Here is a 15,891-nt window from a genome sequence, read left to right as displayed (position 1 = left end):
AATGAGCAAGGCGAACAGCACAGAGACGCGGCAGCGCGAGGAGGAGGACGAGCAGGGCTCCGCCCACGGCGCGGCCGGGGAACAGCTCTCCACCGCGCCCCGCGAGGAGCGCCCCGACACCGGGGCCGGCGTGCCCGCGATGAGCGTGATCGGCTGGGTGCGCTGGTTCTGGCGCCAGCTCACCTCGATGCGGGTGGCGCTGATCCTGCTCTTCCTGCTCTCCCTCGGGGCGATCCCCGGGTCGCTGATCCCGCAGACCAGCGTCGACGACATGAAGGTGCAGGCCTTCAAGGAGCAGCACACCACGCTCACCCCGGTCTACGAGGCGCTCCAGCTCTTCGACGTCTACAGCTCGGTGTGGTTCTCCGCGATCTACATCCTGCTGTTCGTCTCGCTCATCGGCTGCATCGTGCCGCGCACCGGCCAGTTCGTCGGCCAGCTCCGCAGCCGCCCGCCGGGCGCGCCGAAGCGGCTGACCCGGCTGCCCGCGTACACCACCTGGCGCACGGAGGCCGAGCCCGAGGAGGTCCGCGCGGCGGCCCTCGCGATGCTGCGCGGGCGGCGCTTCCGCGGCCACGAGGTGGGCGACGCGGTCGCCGCCGAGAAGGGCTACCTCCGCGAGGCCGGGAACCTGGTCTTCCACATCGCCCTGATCGTGATGCTCATCGCCTTCGCCTCCGGGCAGCTCTTCAAGTCCGAGGGCGGCAAGCTGGTCGTCGAGGGCGACGGCTTCTCCAACACGCTCACCCAGTACGACGACTTCAAGTCGGGTTCGCTCTACGACGCCGACTCGCTGGCCCCGTTCAGCTTCGTCCTCGACGAGTTCGTCGGTACGTACGAGAAGAGCGGCCCGCAGCGCGGCACCCCGCGGACCTTCGAGGCCCGGGTGACGTACGCCGAGGGGGCCGACGGCGCGGAGCGCAAGGGCGTCATCAAGGTCAACGAACCACTCGTCGTGGACGGCACCAAGGTCTATCTGATCGCCCACGGGTACGCACCCGTCGTCACCGTCCGGGACGGCAAGGGCAAGGTCGTCTCGAAGTCCGCCGTGCCGCTCCTGCCGATCGACAACAACATCACCTCGTCCGGCGCGATCAAGGTGATGGACGGCTACAAGGACAAGAACGGCAAGAAGACCCAGCTGGGCTTCAAGGCGTTCTTCGTGCCGACCTTCGCCGGTCACGGCAAGGGCCAGATGTTTTCGCAGTTCCCGGCGCTGGACTTCCCCGTGCTGGCGCTCAGCGCCTACCAGGGTTCGCTCGGCGTCGACTCCGGGCTCGCACAGAACGTCTACCAGCTCGACACGTCCAAGATGAAGGAGTTCAAGGACGAGGACGGCGAGCTGCTCAAGAAGATGCTGATGCCCGGCGAGAAGCTCGACCTGCCCGACGGCGCCGGGTCCATCACCTACGAGGGCACCGAGGAGTGGGCCAGCTTCCAGATCTCGCAGCAGCCGGGCAACGGCTGGGCGCTCGGCGGAGCGATCGCCGCCATCGCCGGACTCGCCGGATCGCTGTTCATCCAGCGCCGCCGGGTGTGGGTGCGGGCGGTCCGCGGTGCCGACGGCGTCACGGTCGTGGAGATGGCGGGCCTCGGCCGCAGCGAGTCCGCGAAGCTCCCCGAGGAACTGGGCGACCTGTCGGCCGCCCTCGTCACGACGGCGCCCGTCGCCCCCGCCGCACCGGAGAAACCGGACGCGGCGGACACGCCGGACGGGTCCGCCGCGACCGATGCCACCAACGAGGCCGGGAGCCGGCCCGTACAACCTGCCGAAGCACCTGCCGAAGGGGCTGAGAAGTGAATCTCGCCGCCGCAACCAACGAGAGCCTGGCCGAAGCCAGCAACGTGCTGATCTATTCGTCGATGGCCGTCTACACCCTGGCGTTCTTCGCGCACATCGCGGAGTGGGTCTTCGGCAGCCGCAGCAAGGTCGGCCGCACGGCCGCCGCGCTGTCCGCCTCCTCGGCCAAGGTCTCCGCCGCCCCCGCGGTGAAGGCGCAGGCCGGCGGCACGGCCGTGCTGGAGCGGCCCGAGGTCGTCACCCGCTCCGCCGCCGGTACGCGTGACGTGCCCGACGGCCCCGGTGCGGCGGGCGGCACGTTCAAGGGCGACCTGTACGGCCGGATCGCGGTCTCGCTGACCGTGGTGGCCTTCCTCGTCGAGGCGGGCGGGGTCATCACCCGCGCCCTGTCCGTGCAGCGGGCCCCCTGGGCCAACATGTACGAGTTCTCCATCACCTTCTCCACGGTGGCGGTCGGCTCCTACCTGGTGCTCCTCGCGCTCAAGAAGAACGTTCGCTGGATCGGCCTCCCGCTGGTCACCACCGTCCTGCTGGACCTCGGTATCGCGGTCACCACGCTCTACACCGACAGCGACCAGCTGGTGCCCGCCCTGCACTCGTACTGGCTGTGGATCCACGTCTCGACCGCGATCATCTGCGGCGCCGTGTTCTACCTCGGCGCGGTCGGCACGATCCTCTACCTCTTCCGCGACAGCTACGAGAACAAGCTCGCCTCCGGCGGCACGCCCGGGAAGTTCGCGTCCTCGGTCATGGAGCGGCTGCCCGCGGCGGCCTCGCTGGACAAGTTCTCGTACCGGATCAACGCGGCCGTCTTCCCGCTGTGGACGTTCACGATCATCGCCGGGGCGATCTGGGCGGGCGACGCCTGGGGCCGGTACTGGGGCTGGGACCCCAAGGAGGTCTGGTCCTTCATCACCTGGGTCGCCTACGCCGCCTATCTGCACGCCCGCGCCACCGCGGGGTGGAAGGGCCGCAAGGCCGCCTATCTGGCGCTCCTCGCCTTCGCCTGCTGGCTGTTCAACTACTACGGCGTGAACATCTTCGTCTCCGGCCTGCACTCCTACGCGGGGGTCTGAGCAAGCCCGACCGGACACGAAACGGCTCCCCGGACGGATTCTCGTCCGGGGAGCCGTTTCGTCGTCAGCCGGTGGTGCGCCGTCAGGACGTGGGCGGCGTCTTGTCGTCGGGGCTCGTGCCGCCGTCGCGACGGCCCGGCTCCTCCTCGGCCTCGGCCTCCGCCTCGGGCTGCTTGCGGTCGTCCTTGAGGGACTTCAGGAAGTCCGGGTTGTCGTCCGGGGCCACCCACTGCCGCCGCCTGCCCGGCTGCCACGAGGCGGGCCCGGCGCCGGCGGCCCGGTTGTGGCGGTTCTTGCCGGCGGCGAGCCAGACGACCGGGCCGACGATCCAGAACAGCAGGATGATGAAGACCCAGGCGATCTTCGGCAGATGCTTGGTGTCCTCCTCCGAGGTGTTCAGGCAGTCGATGAACGCGTAGATCGTCAGAGCCAGCGGGACGATGAACATCAGGGCTCTCATGGGTGCGTCCCCCAGGAAGTGGCGGCGGGCGGGACGATTGCCCCGTATCGCGGCCAGGGTACCGGCTCGTCATGAAGGATCCGGGGCGCGGGACGGGGGAGCCCCGGCGGGCCCTCGGGGGCGGGGATGACAAACTGGACCGCATGGCTTACGACGATCTTCGCTCCCTGCTCCGGGCTCTTGAGCGCGATGGTGATCTCAAGCGCGTCAAGGTCGAGGTCGACCCCCACCTGGAGGTCGGCGAGATCGTCGACCGGGTCAACAAGGCGGGCGGCCCGGCCCTGCTGTTCGAGAACGTCAAGGGGTCCTCGATGCCCCTGGCCATGAACGTCTTCGGCACCGACCGGCGCCTGCTGAAGGCCCTCGGGCTGAAGTCGTACAGCGACATCAGCGACAAGATCGGCGGGCTCCTCAAGCCGGAGCTGCCGCAGGGCTTCGTCGGCGTCCGGGAGGCCTTCGGGAAGCTCGGCTCGATGGTGCACGTGCCGCCGAAGAAGGTGAAGTCCGGCGACGCGCCCGTCCAGGAAGTGGTGCTGACCGGCGACGACGTCGACCTGGACAAGCTGCCCGCACTGTTCACGTGGCCCGAGGACGGCGGCTCGTTCTTCAACCTGGGCCTTACCCACACCAAGCACCCCGAGAACGGTGTCCGCAACCTGGGCCTCTACCGGCTCCAGCGTCACGACAAGCGCACCATCGGGATGCACTGGCAGATCCACAAGGACAGCGCCAACCACTACCAGGTCGCGGCGCGGCGCGGTGAGCGGCTGCCCGTCGCCATCGCCTTCGGCTGCCCGCCCGCCGTCACGTACGCGTCCACCGCGCCGCTGCCCGGGGACATCGACGAGTACCTCTTCGCCGGGTTCGTCCAGGGCAAGCGGATCGAGATGGTCGACTGCAAGACCGTGCCGCTCCAGGTGCCCGCGCAGGCGGAGGTCGTCATCGAGGGCTGGCTGGAGCCGGGCGAGATGCTGCCCGAGGGCCCGTTCGGGGACCACACCGGCTTCTACACCCCGCAGGAACCGTTCCCCGCACTGACCATCGACTGCGTCACCATGCGCAGGCGGCCGCTGCTCCAGTCCATCGTGGTGGGCCGGCCGCCGACCGAGGACGGGCCGCTGGGCCGGGCCACGGAGCGGTTCTTCCTGCCGCTGCTGAAGATCATCGTGCCGGACATCGTGGACTACCACCTGCCCGAGGCGGGCGGCTTCCACAACTGCGCGATCGTCTCGATCGACAAGAAGTACCCGAAGCACGCCCAGAAGGTGATGAGCGCGATCTGGGGCGCGCACATGATGTCGCTGACCAAGCTGATCGTGGTCGTCGACTCCGACTGCGACGTCCACGATCTGCACGAGGTGGCCTGGCGGGCGCTCGGCAACACCGACTACGCCCGCGACCTCACGGTCGCCGAAGGGCCGGTCGACCACCTCGACCACGCCTCGTACCAGCAGTTCTGGGGCGGCAAGGCGGGCATCGACGCCACGAAGAAGCTGCCCACCGAGGGCTACACCCGGGACGGCGGCTGGCCGGAGATGGTCGTCTCCGACCCGGAGACGGCGGCGAAGGTCGACCGCCGCTGGAAGGAATACGGGCTGTGAGCAGTGCGGCAGAAGCGGCGTCCGTCCAGGGCCCCGCACCCTCCAGCGGCAAGGTGAAGGCGTTCCTGCGGCTCGTGATGATCGAGCACTCCGTCTTCGCGCTGCCCTTCGCCTACATCGCCGCGCTGACCGCGATGTTCCGGCTGGACGGCACGATCCACTGGGGTGTCCTGCTGCTGGTCACCCTGGCGATGGTGGGGCTGCGGACGTTCGCGATGGCCGCCAACCGGATCATCGACCGGGAGATCGACGCCCGGAACCCGCGCACCGCGGGCCGGGAGCTGGTGACGGGCGCGGTGTCGGTGAAGTCGGCGTGGACCGGCGCGATCGTCGCGCTGGCCGTCTTCCTGGGCGCCGCCGCCCTGCTCAACCCGCTCTGCCTGGTGCTCGCGCCGGTGGCCGTCGTCCCGATGGTGGTCTACCCGTACGGCAAGCGGTTCACGAACTTCCCGCACGCCATCCTGGGGCTCGCGCAGGCCATCGGCCCGGTCGGCGCCTGGCTCGCGGTGACCGGCAGCTGGTCGTGGGACGCGGTGATCCTCGGGCTCGCGGTGGGGATCTGGATCGGCGGCTTCGACCTGATCTTCGCCTGCCAGGATGTCCAGGCGGACCGGGCCCACGGGGTGCTCTCCTTCCCGGCGCGCTTCGGGATCCCGGCCGCGCTGTGGGGCGCGCGGGTCTGCCACGTGATCACGACCGGGCTGCTGGTGTGGTTCGGGCTGGCCACGGACGCGGAGGTCTTCTACTGGATCGGCATGGCGGTCGTCGCCGTGGCGTTCGTCTACGAGCACCGGGTCGTGCGGCCGCACGACCTGTCCCGGCTGAACCGGGCGTTCTTCTCGGTGAACGGCTTCATCGGCATCGCGCTGTTCGCCTGCGCGCTGCTGGACCTGCTGGCGCGGGGCCTGACCCCGTAAGGCCTGGCGGCTATTGCGCCGTAATAACCGTGGCTCAGACCGTGACCAGGTTGTCCGGGCCGCGACGCGAGGACGGGCGGCGGAAGAGGAACGCCGCCGCCACGCCGCCGATCAGCCCGAACAGGTGCCCCTGCCAGCTGACGCCCGACTGGGTCGGCAGGACGCCCCAGAGCAGCGAGCCGTAGACCACGGCGACGCCGACGCCTATGAGGATGTCCCAGGGGCGGCGGTCCACGAAGCCGCGGACCAGCAGATAGCCCAACAGCCCGAAGACCACGCCGGACGCGCCGAGCGTGATCGTGTTCTCCGGGGCGGTCAGCCAGACGCCGAGGCCGCTGGCCACGATGATCGTGAGGACGACGGCGGCGAACCGGCGGAGCCCCGCGAGGGCGGCTATGAAGCCGAGGACCAGCAGCGGGACGCTGTTGGAGGCCACGTGCTCCCAGCCGCTGTGCAGGAACGCGGCGGGCACCACGTCCCGCAGTTCGGACATCTCGCGCGGGCTGATGCCGTACGTGTCGAGAGCGTGGCCCGTGGCCACGTCGATCCCTTCGAGGACCCACAGCAGGGCCACCCAGCCCGCCATCAGGAGCCCGGCGGTCAGGGCTCGCGCGCTGCCGGTGGTGCCGTGGTCCGTGGTGCGGTCGGTCGTCCAGTAATCACCCATGGTCTGCCCCTGCCCCCGGGTTGCCCGTCACCCGGAGAACGTCTGTGGCCTCCGCCCGGTTCCGGGTGCCGCCCGCGAAGGCGCGCCGGATAGGCTCGCGGGTGTGGAATCCAGGACTTCAGTGACTCAGCAGCAGCGGCGGCCTTGGATTGTCGGGGTGTCCGGTGCTTCGGGTACCCCGTTCGCGGCCGCCGTCCTGCGCGGGCTCCTGGCGGCCGGTGAGAGCGTCGACCTGGTGGTGAGCCGGGCCTCGCGCCTCACGCTGCTGGACGAGACCGGCATCGCGTTCCGGGACGGGCACTGGCGCGAGGACCTGCGGGTCTGGCTGGATCGCGGCGCCGACGGGAAGCCGGACGCCTTCGCGGTGGGGGACGCGGAGCTGGAGCGCGTACGCCACTGGCCGGCCGGTGATCTGGCCGCCGGGCCGTCCTCCGGGTCGTACCCGGCGAAGGGGATGCTCATCGTGCCGGCCTCGACGGCCTGTGTGGCCGGAGTGGCGCTCGGTCTGTCGAAGGACCTGCTCCAGCGGGCCGCGAGCGTGACGCTCAAGGAGCGCCGCCCGCTCGTCGTCGCGGTGCGCGAGACCCCGCTGAGCGGCCAGACGCTGAAGCAGATGGTGGCCCTGGACGAGGCGGGCGCGGTCGTGCTGCCCGCCTCTCCGGCGTTCTACGCGGGCGCGACGCACATCCAGGACCTGGTGGATTTCGTCGCGGGGCGGGTGCTGGACGCGGCCGGGGTGGAACACCGGCTGTACCGCCGCTGGGAGGGAGAGCTCGGTGGCGGCTCCCGCAGCCCGGAGGGCTGAGAGGCCCGGGTCAGCGCTTCTTGGGCGAGCGCGGGGAGCGGGTCTTGTCGACGCGGTGCGCGGCGGCGGGCTGGTGGGCACGCGAGCGGTTGGCCAGGTCCTGCAGCTCGCGCATCCGGGCGTAGGCCATCTCGATCGTGTACACGGTGAAGTTCACTCCTGAAGATTCGAAAGCGTTTCTTGGATGTTCTAGAAGATTTGCAGGGTGTCGGCCCTACACGCCTTAGATTCTACACGTAGACTCGCGGTACTGCTGAACAATGGAAGGTTTCAGTCATATGGACGCGGTGGACAGGCAGCTCATCCAGGCCCTCAGGGAGAACGGCAGGGCCTCGTACGCCGAGCTGGGACGGCTCGTCGGGCTCTCCGGGCCCAGCGTCACCGACCGCATCAACCGGCTGGAAACCGCCGGTGTCATCACCGGCTACCGCGCCACCGTCGACTCCGCGTCGCTCGGCCTCGGCGTCACCGCGCTGATCGGGATCTCGCTCTCGGACGCGGCCGACCACGAGGACGTGGCGCACCGTCTGAAGGACCTGGCGGAGATCGAGGACTGCTGGTTCATCGCGGGCGACGACTCGTACATGCTCAAGGTCCGGGTCGGCGACGTGGACGGCCTGGAGAAGACGATCCGCCGCCTCAGCGGAACGAAGGGCGTCTCGCGGACGCGTACGACGATCGTGCTCTCCACCAAGTGGGAGAACCGGGTCGGGGAACTCCCCGAGGAGTCGTAGGCGCGGAGCGCCGCACAGGGGGCTCCTCCCGCCCGAAGGGTGGGGGAGTACCGTGGTCGGAGCCTGATACACGGAGATTTGGGAGGCGACGGGTGGACGCGGGACTCAAGCGCGAGCTGGAGGAGAAGGTCCGGGCCGGCGAGCGGCTGACCCGCGAGGACGGGATCGCCCTCTACGCGTCCGACGACCTGGCGTGGCTCGGCGGGCTGGCGCACGAGGTGCGTACGCGCAAGAACGGCGACGTGGTGCACTTCAACGTAAACCGTCACCTCAACATGACGAACGTGTGCACCGCCTCGTGCGCGTACTGCTCGTTCCAGCGCAAGCCGGGCGAGAAGGACGCGTACACGATGCGCATCGAGGAGGCCGTCCGCCTCGCCAAGGCGATGGAGAACGAGAACCTGACCGAGCTCCACATCGTCAACGGCCTCCACCCGACCCTCCCGTGGCGCTACTACCCGCGTTCGCTCAGCGCGCTGAAGGAAGCCCTGCCGAACGTGGCGCTGAAGGCGTTCACGGCGACGGAGATCCACCACTTCGAGACGATCTCCGGGCTCTCGGCCTCCGAGATCCTCGACGAGCTGATCGAGGCCGGTCTCGAATCGCTGACCGGCGGCGGCGCGGAGATCTTCGACTGGGAGGTCCGCCAGCACATCGTCGACCACCGCACCCACTGGGAGGACTGGTCGCGCATCCACCGCCTGGCGCACGAGAAGGGGCTCAAGACCCCCGCGACGATGCTGTACGGGCACATCGAGGAGCACCGTCACCGCGTCGACCACGTGCTGCGGCTGCGGGAGATGCAGGACGAGACCGGCGGCTTCCAGGTCTTCATCCCGCTGCGCTACCAGCACGACTTCGTGGACATGAAGGACGGCAAGGTCCGCAACAAGCTCCAGGCGCGCACGACGATGGCGACCGGCGCGGAGGCGCTGAAGACCTTCGCGGTCTCCCGTCTGCTCTTCGACAACGTGCCGCACGTCAAGGTGTTCTGGGTGATGCACGGTGTGCAGACCGCCCAGCTCGCGCTCCAGCACGGCGCGGACGACATGGACGGCTCGGTCGTCGAGTACAAGATCACGCATGACGCCGATGACTTCGGCACGCCGAACAAGCTCGGCCGCGACGACCTGCTCGACCTGATCCGTGACGCCGGTTTCCGGCCGGTCGAGCGGAACACCCGGTACGAGATCCTGCGCGAGTACCCGGGCCCGGACGCCGGTCTGCGCGAGTCGCCGCAGCCGATGCGCGTCTGACACGTATCCCGTGATGAAAGCCCCGGCCGCCGTCCCCGGCCGGGGCTTTCGTATGTCCCGGACGGGGTTGGACCTCTCTGGCGGTAATAGTTACTCTTGCTGTATGGCCCTTACTTTTGAGCTGGACCCCTCGTTCACCCCGGACCTCCGGGACGGCATCACCGCCCTGTGGGCCGACGTCACCAACGCGGGCGGGGCCGTCGGCTTCGTCCCGCCCGTCACCCCCGAGGAGATCCGGCCCGATCTGCTCAAGCACCTCACCGCCATGGAGAAGGGGACGGTCAGGCTGCTGGTCGGCCGGGACGAGGACGGCGCGGTCGCCGCCACGGCCTTCCTCACGCTCAACGACCACCGGCTGATGAAGCACTGGCTGTGGCTCTACACGGTCATGGTCCACCCCCGGCTCCAGGGCCAGGGGTGCGGCCGCGACCTCATGGCGGCCGCCGCCGACGCCGCGCGCTCCATCGAGGGCATCGAGGCCATCCGGCTCACCTGCCGGGGCGGCACCGGCAACGACCGCTTCTACGCCGCCTGCGGCTACAAGGAGGTCGGCCGGGTCCCGGACGCCATCCGCGTCGCCCCGGGCGACGACCGCGACGACATCATCATGCTGCTGCCGCTCTGACGCCCGGCAACCCCCTGAACCGAGAGAATTCGGGCCATGCTTCACTGGACGGGCAGAAGTGTGCCGACAGTCCATGGGAAGAGAGGGCCAGCCGTGTCCGCTGCCAAGCCGAGCGCGATGATCCGTTACACGGCGTTGCGCCTGCTGATCTTCGTCGGCTGCTTCTTCGTCGCCGGTGTCGCCGTCCACTTCGGACTGATCCCCTCGGGGCTCGGCGGCTCCAACATGATCTGGGTGATCCTCCTCGGCCTCGTGCTCTCCGCCCCGCTCAGCTATGTGCTGCTGCGCAAGCAGCGCGACGAGATGTCCCAGCAGATCGTCGCCGGCGTCGACCGCACCAAGGCGCGCCTGGACGCGAACCGCACCCGTGAGGACGCCGTTCAGTAAGGTTCCTCACACGCGCGCCGCGCGCGACCCCTCCCTTCCGCCGGACCCCTTACCGGAGCAACCCGCTCCGATGCGGGGTCCGGGGCGTTTTCCGGACAGATGCGAGGCGGGAGCACCGCACCTGAGCCAAAGAAAGACTTTGAGCTTCTCAAAGTTCAAGTGTTAACGTATTCGACGTGAAGACAGCTGTGCGCCTCCGCCATGCCGCGAGCATCCCGCTCGTGGCGCGCCTGCATGTCGATCTCTGCCGCTGTATGTCCGCGGTCTGTTGCCGCGAAGTCTGAATACGGCATCATGCAGCGGCGCCGCCCCTCGACGCGGGCGCCGCGACCCCGTCCCCGTTCCACCGCACGACCGCACGGATGGCTTCCGTGTGTCCCGATGCGTCCTCACTGGAGTGTGTCCGTGTCCGCGAACCCCGCGTCCACCGCCCCCGAGGCCGAGCAGCCCACAGGCTCCGGCTCCGGGTCCCGTCCCCGTATACCCAAGGTCCCGTTCTGGGCCCAGATCGTCGCCGGTCTGGTCCTCGGTGTGCTGCTCGGCTGGCTGGCCCGCAGCCAGGACCTCGGCTGGCTCGTCACCACCCTCGACGAGATCGGCTCGCTCTTCGTCCAGCTGCTGAAGCTGGCCGTCGCCCCGCTGGTCTTCTTCGCGATCCTCGTGTCGATCACCAACCTGCGCCAGGTCAACAACGCCGCCCGGCTGGCCACCCGCACCCTGCTCTGGTTCATGGTCACCTCGCTGATCGCGGTCGCCATCGGCCTCGCGATCGGCCTGGTCACCAACCCGGGCTCCGGCACCGGCCTCACGCCGAAGGACGGCGCGCTCTCCGAGACCAAGGGCAGCTGGATCGACTTCCTGACCGGCATCGTCCCCGGTGACGTGATCACGCCGTTCACCGAGCTGAACGTGCTCCAGATCGTCTTCATGGCCGCCGTCGCCGGTATCGCCGCCCTCAAGCTCGGCGAGAAGGCGAAGCCGATCCTCACCCTCAGCCAGTCGATCCTGGAGCTGCTCCAGAAGGCCCTGTGGTGGGTCATCCGCCTCGCCCCGATCGGCACCGTCGGCCTCATCGGCTACGCCATCGCCGACTACGGCTGGGACCTCATCGGCAAGTACGCGACCTTCACCGCCGACGTCTACATCGGCTGCGCCCTGGTGATGTTCGGCGTCTACCCGCTGCTCCTGGCCACCGTCGCCAAGGTCAGCCCGCTCCAGTTCTTCAAGGGTGCCTGGCCCGCGATCCAGCTGGCGTTCGTCTCCCGCTCCTCGGTCGGCACCATGCCGGTCACCCAGCGGGTCACCGAGCGCCTCGGCGTCCCGAAGGAGTACGCCTCCTTCGCCGTGCCGTTCGGCGCGACCACGAAGATGGACGGCTGCGCCGCGATCTACCCGGCGCTGGCGGCGATCTTCATCGCGCAGATCTTCGACGTGCAGCTCGGCATCGGTGACTACCTCCTGATCGCCTTCGTCTCGGTGATCGGCTCGGCGGCCACCGCCGGTCTCACCGGCGCGACGGTCATGCTGACTCTCACCCTGTCCACGCTGGGCCTCCCGCTGGAGGGCGTCGGCCTGCTCATGGCCATCGACCCGATCCTGGACATGATGCGCACCGCCACCAACGTGGCCGGCCAGGCGCTGGTCCCGGTGATCGTCGCGGCCCGCGAGAAGATCCTCGACCACGACGCGTACAACTCCGCCTCGCCCTCCCCGATCGACTCCTTCGGCGACGACGCCGACCGCGACGAGATCCGCGACGCGGAGCCGAAGACCGCGGTGCCCGCAACCGCGTAGCGACGGCGACCGGCAAGACCCGACAGCGCCCCCTGCCCCACGTATCCGTACGTGGACGGCACGGGGGCGCTGTCCTGTTTCCCCGTACGACCTCCTGCGGTCAGGGCCGCCGGAAAAGCACCTCGGGAGCCCGACGGAACGGCGATTTCAGCCAGCTGGAGAGGGGTTGGCATACCTTTCCCTCACTAATGTCCCTTCCTGTGTGGTCGGTACCAGCCATCTCCTTTTGGTCCAGACCATTGACTTGACCTGGGTTCTCCTCCTAGCGTGACCGTTGCCCGGGGCCGAGATCGCGGGGAGGCCGGAACACGCTACTGCGGCCCCCTGCGCTGCTTTCTGACGACCCGTCGGCACAAGCGTCCGGTGCTGCCCGCCGTCCTCGGTGATGCGGTCGCCGACGTTCGGCACACAGGGGAGCACCGCACATGATCGGTACGTCAGGTGGGGCCACGGCGGGCACGGACGACGCCCTCGAACCGGCGATGGCGCCAGGAGGGGAAGGCGTCGGCCTCCCCCTGAGCCCGGCGCAGGAACGCCTCTGGTTCCTGCACCAGTTGGACCCCGACGACGCTTCCTACAACATCCCGCTCGTCCTCCGCCTGACCGGTGCGCTCCACGAACCGGCCCTGCGCTCCGCGTTCGACGCCACCGCCGCCCGGCACGAGGCCCTGCGCACCCGCTTCCCCGACCGGGACGGCCGTCCGGTCGCCCTCGTGGAACCCCCCGCTCCTGTCCCGGTCGAGAGCGTCGACCTGCGCCGACGCCCCGGGGGCGCGACCCGGCTGCTCGCCGAGCGGACCAATGCCGCCTTCGACCTCGCCCGCGGTCCGCTGCTGCGGGTGACCCTGCTGCGCACCGACGACGACGAGCACCTGCTGTGCCTCGTCCTGCACCACATCGTCGCCGACGGCTGGTCGCTGAACCTGCTGCGCGCCGAGCTGGCCACCCGGTATGCCGCCCATCTGGACGGCCGCACGGTCGAGCTGCCCGAACTGCTCCCGTACACCGAATACGCTTGCAGGGAGAGGGAGTTCGCGGCAGGCCCCGAGGCGGACGCGGCGGTGGCCCACTGGCGGGAGCGGCTGGCGGGCGCGCCCGTGCTCGACCTGCGCCCCACCGTCACGCCGTCGGGCGAAGGTCCCGGCGGGGCCTTCCACACCCGGCGGCTCACCGGTGCGGGCCAGGCGGTGGACGCCTTGGCCCGCCAGAAGCGGTGCACCCCGTTCATGGTGCTGCTCGCCGCCTACCAGGTGCTGCTGCACCGCTGGACGCGCCAGGACGACTTCTGTGTCGGAGTCCCCGCGGCCGGCCGGAGCGAGCCGGAACTGGAGCCGGTGATCGGCTACTTCTCCTCCACCCTCGTCCTGCGCGCCGAACTCGCGGGAGCCCCGTCCTTCGCGGAGCTGCTGCGCCGGTTGCGCCGCTCCGTGCTGGCCGGATTCGCCCATGACCGGGTCCCCTTCGAGCGGCTCATCGACGAACTGGGCGTCGAGCGCCGGCTCGGTGGCAGCCCGCTCTTCCAGACTCTGCTGACCGTGCACACCCAGGACGAACCGGACGCTCACGCGGGGGAGTTCGCAGGCCTGGGCTGTGCCGAGGCGGACGGCGGACATGCGGCCAGCAAGTTCGAGGTGATGCTCGACCTGCGCCGTGAGGGCGACGACCTGATCGCCGTCTTCGGCTACCGCACCGATCTGTTCGACGCCCCCTGGGTGACCCGGTTCGCCCGGCACTTCGAGACGCTCCTGCGCGGGGCGCTGGCGGACCCGGATGCCCCGGTGCCCGGACTGCCGCTCCTGACCGGGGCGGAGGAGGACGAGCTGCTCGCCCTGGGCACCGGCTGCGCGGTCCCGGAAGCCGACGCGGAAGCGCTGCCCGCCACGCTGGAACGTGCGGTGCGGACGTACGGCGACGACCGGACGGCGGTGCGTGACGCGGGCGGGGCGCTGACCTACCGGGAGCTGTGGGAGGCGGCCGGGGCGCTCGCGGTGCGGCTGCGGGGCGCGGGTGTGCGGGACGGAGACACGGTCGGCGTCCGCCTGCCGCGCGGTACGCGGGCGGTCACCGCGATGCTGGCCGCCTGGCGGGCCGGCGCGGCCTATCTGCCCCTGGACCCGGCCTATCCCCCCGCCCGTCTCGACCTCATGGTCGCGGACACCGGCGTACGGGTGGTCGTGGCCGACCCGGAGTCCGCGGAGGGGGTCCCGGTCGGCGACCCCGAGTGTCCGCGTGCCGAGGAGGAGGGCTCCGCGGGCGGCCCCGAGCTTCCGGGCGCCGCGCCGGGCGGCCCCGTGAACGTCCCCCGGAACGCCCCCGAGAACGCCCCCGTCGTGCTCGCCCCCGAGGCACCCGGTCCGGCCGGTGTGCCCGACCCGGGTTGGGCGGCGGGCCCCGACCATCCCGCCTACGTCATCCACACCTCCGGCTCCACCGGCAGGCCCAAGGGCGTCGTCGTCCCGCACCGCGCACTGGCGGCCCGCGTCGGCTGGATGCGCGAGCACTACGGCCTCACGGCGGACGACGAGGTGCTGCAGTTCGCGTCGCTGAGCTTCGACACCCACGCCTAGGAGATCTTCCCGGCACTCACCGCCGGGGCCCGCCTCGTCGTCCCCGATCCCGGCAGCACCCTGCCCGATCACCTCCGCCTCGCCGCCGCGCGGGGCGCGGGTCCCACCGTCCTGGACCTGCCCACCCCGTACTGGCACGAGCTGGCCGACGACCTCGACGCCGTCACCCGGCCCCCGGGCCTGCGACTCCTGATCCTCGGCGCGGACCAGGTGCAGCCCGGGGCGGTGGCAGCGTGGCGGGCCCGGTTCGGGGACACCGTACGAGTGGTCAACTCCTACGGGCCCACCGAGACCACCGTCATCGCCGCCACCGCGGACCTGGGCCACGCCGACGCCCTCCACCGCCCGCCCATCGGCAGCCCGGTCGGCGGGACCGTGCTCACCGTCTGCGACCCCCTCGGACGGCTCATGCCGCAGGGAGCGGCCGGTGAACTCCTCGTCGGCGGCGCCGGGGTGACGTACGGCTACGGCGGCCGGGCCGGGGCCACCGCGCGGGCCTTCGTGCCCGACCCGTACGGACCGCCCGGCTCCCGCCGCTACCGGACCGGCGACCTGGTCCGCTGGCGGACGGACGGCCGGCTGGAATTCCTGGGCCGGATCGACGACCAGGTCAAGGTACGCGGCTTCCGCGTGGAACCCGGCGAGGTGGAGGCCGCTCTGCTGGCCCTGGACGGGGTCGGCCGGGCGGTGGTGACCGTACGGGACGAGGCGCTGGTCGGGTATGTGGTCCCGGAGCGGGGCGGCGACGCGGGCGGGCCGGGCGGCGCGGGCACACCGCCGGCCGGGGACAGCCCGGCCGGGCAGGCCGGCGGCGGGTTGTCCACCAGCGCGCTGCGGGCCGCGCTGGCCGCCAGGCTCCCGGCCCACCTCGTCCCGAACTCGCTGGTCGTGCTGGACGCCCTGCCGCTGACCCCGAACGGCAAGGTGGACCACCTCGCCCTGCCCGCGCCCGAGCGGCGGCCCGACCTCGGACCCGGATACGTCGCCCCGCGCACCGACGCGGAGGCGCTGGTCGGCGAGGTGTGGACGGAGGTGCTGGGCCTGGACCGGGCGGGCGCGCTGGACGACTTCTTCGACCTGGGCGGACACTCGCTCCTCGCCACCCGTGTCGTCGCCCGGATCCGGGCCGCCGCCGGGGTCACGGTGCGACCGAGGCGGCCCGGAACTTCTGGGCGGACCGCTGGTCGGACCCGGCCGCCCC

General features: G+C 70.7%; 13 protein-coding genes and 1 pseudogene. 11 read left to right on the top strand and 3 right to left on the bottom strand.

Features of this window, described 5'->3' with window-relative positions; genetic code table 11:
* The first annotated feature begins 1 nt into the window (after position 1).
* Both resB and ccsB read left to right on the top strand, forming a co-directional pair.
* Positions 2 to 1,801: a cytochrome c biogenesis protein ResB gene (gene resB / locus IE140_RS18930; protein WP_150193784.1), complete on the top strand. Its 1,800-nt coding sequence runs from the start codon at positions 2 to 4 to the stop codon at positions 1,799 to 1,801.
* Positions 1,798 to 2,877: a c-type cytochrome biogenesis protein CcsB gene (ccsB, locus tag IE140_RS18925; protein WP_150193785.1), complete on the top strand. Its 1,080-nt coding sequence runs from the start codon at positions 1,798 to 1,800 to the stop codon at positions 2,875 to 2,877. Before resB ends, ccsB begins: the two co-directional genes overlap by 4 nt.
* 82 nt (positions 2,878 to 2,959) lie before the next feature.
* Here ccsB and IE140_RS18920 read toward each other — a convergent pair whose 3' ends face one another.
* Positions 2,960 to 3,325: a PLD nuclease N-terminal domain-containing protein gene (locus IE140_RS18920; protein WP_093439193.1), complete on the bottom strand. Its 366-nt coding sequence runs from the start codon at positions 3,323 to 3,325 to the stop codon at positions 2,960 to 2,962.
* Between the two features lie 155 nt (positions 3,326 to 3,480).
* Between IE140_RS18920 and IE140_RS18915 the strand changes: the two genes are divergently transcribed.
* Together IE140_RS18915 and mqnP are read left to right on the top strand one after the other, a co-directional pair.
* The gene (locus IE140_RS18915) at positions 3,481 to 4,938 is read left to right on the top strand and encodes a menaquinone biosynthesis decarboxylase (RefSeq protein WP_093439263.1); all 1,458 of its coding nucleotides are present in this window, start codon (positions 3,481 to 3,483) and stop codon (positions 4,936 to 4,938) included.
* Positions 4,935 to 5,855, top strand: a complete 921-nt coding sequence (gene mqnP / locus IE140_RS18910; protein WP_150193786.1) for a menaquinone biosynthesis prenyltransferase MqnP — start codon at positions 4,935 to 4,937, stop codon at positions 5,853 to 5,855. Before IE140_RS18915 ends, mqnP begins: the two co-directional genes overlap by 4 nt.
* A 34-nt stretch (positions 5,856 to 5,889) precedes the next feature.
* Here mqnP and IE140_RS18905 read toward each other — a convergent pair whose 3' ends face one another.
* Positions 5,890 to 6,522: a rhomboid family intramembrane serine protease gene (locus IE140_RS18905; RefSeq protein WP_093809426.1), complete on the bottom strand. Its 633-nt coding sequence runs from the start codon at positions 6,520 to 6,522 to the stop codon at positions 5,890 to 5,892.
* 121 nt (positions 6,523 to 6,643) lie between these two features.
* Between IE140_RS18905 and IE140_RS18900 the strand changes: the two genes are divergently transcribed.
* Positions 6,644 to 7,327 carry a UbiX family flavin prenyltransferase gene (locus IE140_RS18900; RefSeq protein WP_032782927.1) on the top strand — a complete coding sequence of 228 codons (684 nt, stop codon included), beginning with the start codon at positions 6,644 to 6,646 and terminating at the stop codon, positions 7,325 to 7,327.
* Between the two features lie 10 nt (positions 7,328 to 7,337).
* Here the strand turns inward: IE140_RS18900 and IE140_RS18895 are convergent, their stop codons facing one another.
* Entirely contained in the window at positions 7,338 to 7,484 is a 147-nt protein-coding gene (locus IE140_RS18895; protein WP_010063936.1) for a hypothetical protein, read from the bottom strand.
* Positions 7,485 to 7,605: 121 nt separating this feature from the next.
* On the opposite strand from IE140_RS18895, the gene IE140_RS18890 reads away from it, so the two are divergent.
* From IE140_RS18890 to IE140_RS18865, 6 genes and pseudogenes are all read left to right on the top strand, one after another.
* Positions 7,606 to 8,061, top strand: coding sequence for an Lrp/AsnC family transcriptional regulator (locus tag IE140_RS18890; protein ID WP_030803885.1), 456 nt, complete (start codon positions 7,606 to 7,608; stop codon positions 8,059 to 8,061).
* Between the two features lie 92 nt (positions 8,062 to 8,153).
* Complete coding sequence (mqnE, locus tag IE140_RS18885; protein WP_032766906.1) at positions 8,154 to 9,317, top strand: aminofutalosine synthase MqnE; 1,164 nt, start codon at positions 8,154 to 8,156, stop codon at positions 9,315 to 9,317.
* Between the two features lie 103 nt (positions 9,318 to 9,420).
* The gene (locus tag IE140_RS18880) at positions 9,421 to 9,942 is read left to right on the top strand and encodes a GNAT family N-acetyltransferase (RefSeq protein ID WP_150193787.1); all 522 of its coding nucleotides are present in this window, start codon (positions 9,421 to 9,423) and stop codon (positions 9,940 to 9,942) included.
* Between the two features lie 93 nt (positions 9,943 to 10,035).
* Entirely contained in the window at positions 10,036 to 10,329 is a 294-nt protein-coding gene (locus tag IE140_RS18875) for a DUF4229 domain-containing protein (RefSeq protein WP_010071144.1), read from the top strand.
* 405 nt (positions 10,330 to 10,734) lie between these two features.
* Complete coding sequence (locus IE140_RS18870) at positions 10,735 to 12,123, top strand: dicarboxylate/amino acid:cation symporter (protein WP_093439183.1); 1,389 nt, start codon at positions 10,735 to 10,737, stop codon at positions 12,121 to 12,123.
* A gap of 425 nt (positions 12,124 to 12,548) precedes the next feature.
* Positions 12,549 to 15,836, top strand: a pseudogene (locus tag IE140_RS18865) (amino acid adenylation domain-containing protein); the annotation flags it as partial.
* Positions 15,837 to 15,891: the final 55 nt, after the last annotated feature.

The organism is Streptomyces parvus, from assembly GCF_014648875.1.
GTDB lineage: Bacteria > Actinomycetota > Actinomycetes > Streptomycetales > Streptomycetaceae > Streptomyces > Streptomyces parvus.
This window is presented reverse-complemented; position numbering and strand designations above follow the sequence as displayed.

Excerpts from the sequence above, each read along its gene's own strand:
- resB (WP_150193784.1), top strand. The coding sequence starts at position 2 with ATGAGCAAGGCGAACAGCACAGAGACGCGGCAGCGCGAGGAGGAGGAC.
- IE140_RS18920 (WP_093439193.1), bottom strand. The coding sequence starts at position 3,325 with ATGTTCATCGTCCCGCTGGCTCTGACGATCTACGCGTTCATCGACTGC.
- IE140_RS18915 (WP_093439263.1), top strand. The coding sequence starts at position 3,481 with ATGGCTTACGACGATCTTCGCTCCCTGCTCCGGGCTCTTGAGCGCGAT.
- IE140_RS18905 (WP_093809426.1), bottom strand. The coding sequence starts at position 6,522 with ATGGGTGATTACTGGACGACCGACCGCACCACGGACCACGGCACCACC.
- IE140_RS18890 (WP_030803885.1), top strand. The coding sequence starts at position 7,606 with ATGGACGCGGTGGACAGGCAGCTCATCCAGGCCCTCAGGGAGAACGGC.
- IE140_RS18880 (WP_150193787.1), top strand. The coding sequence starts at position 9,421 with ATGGCCCTTACTTTTGAGCTGGACCCCTCGTTCACCCCGGACCTCCGG.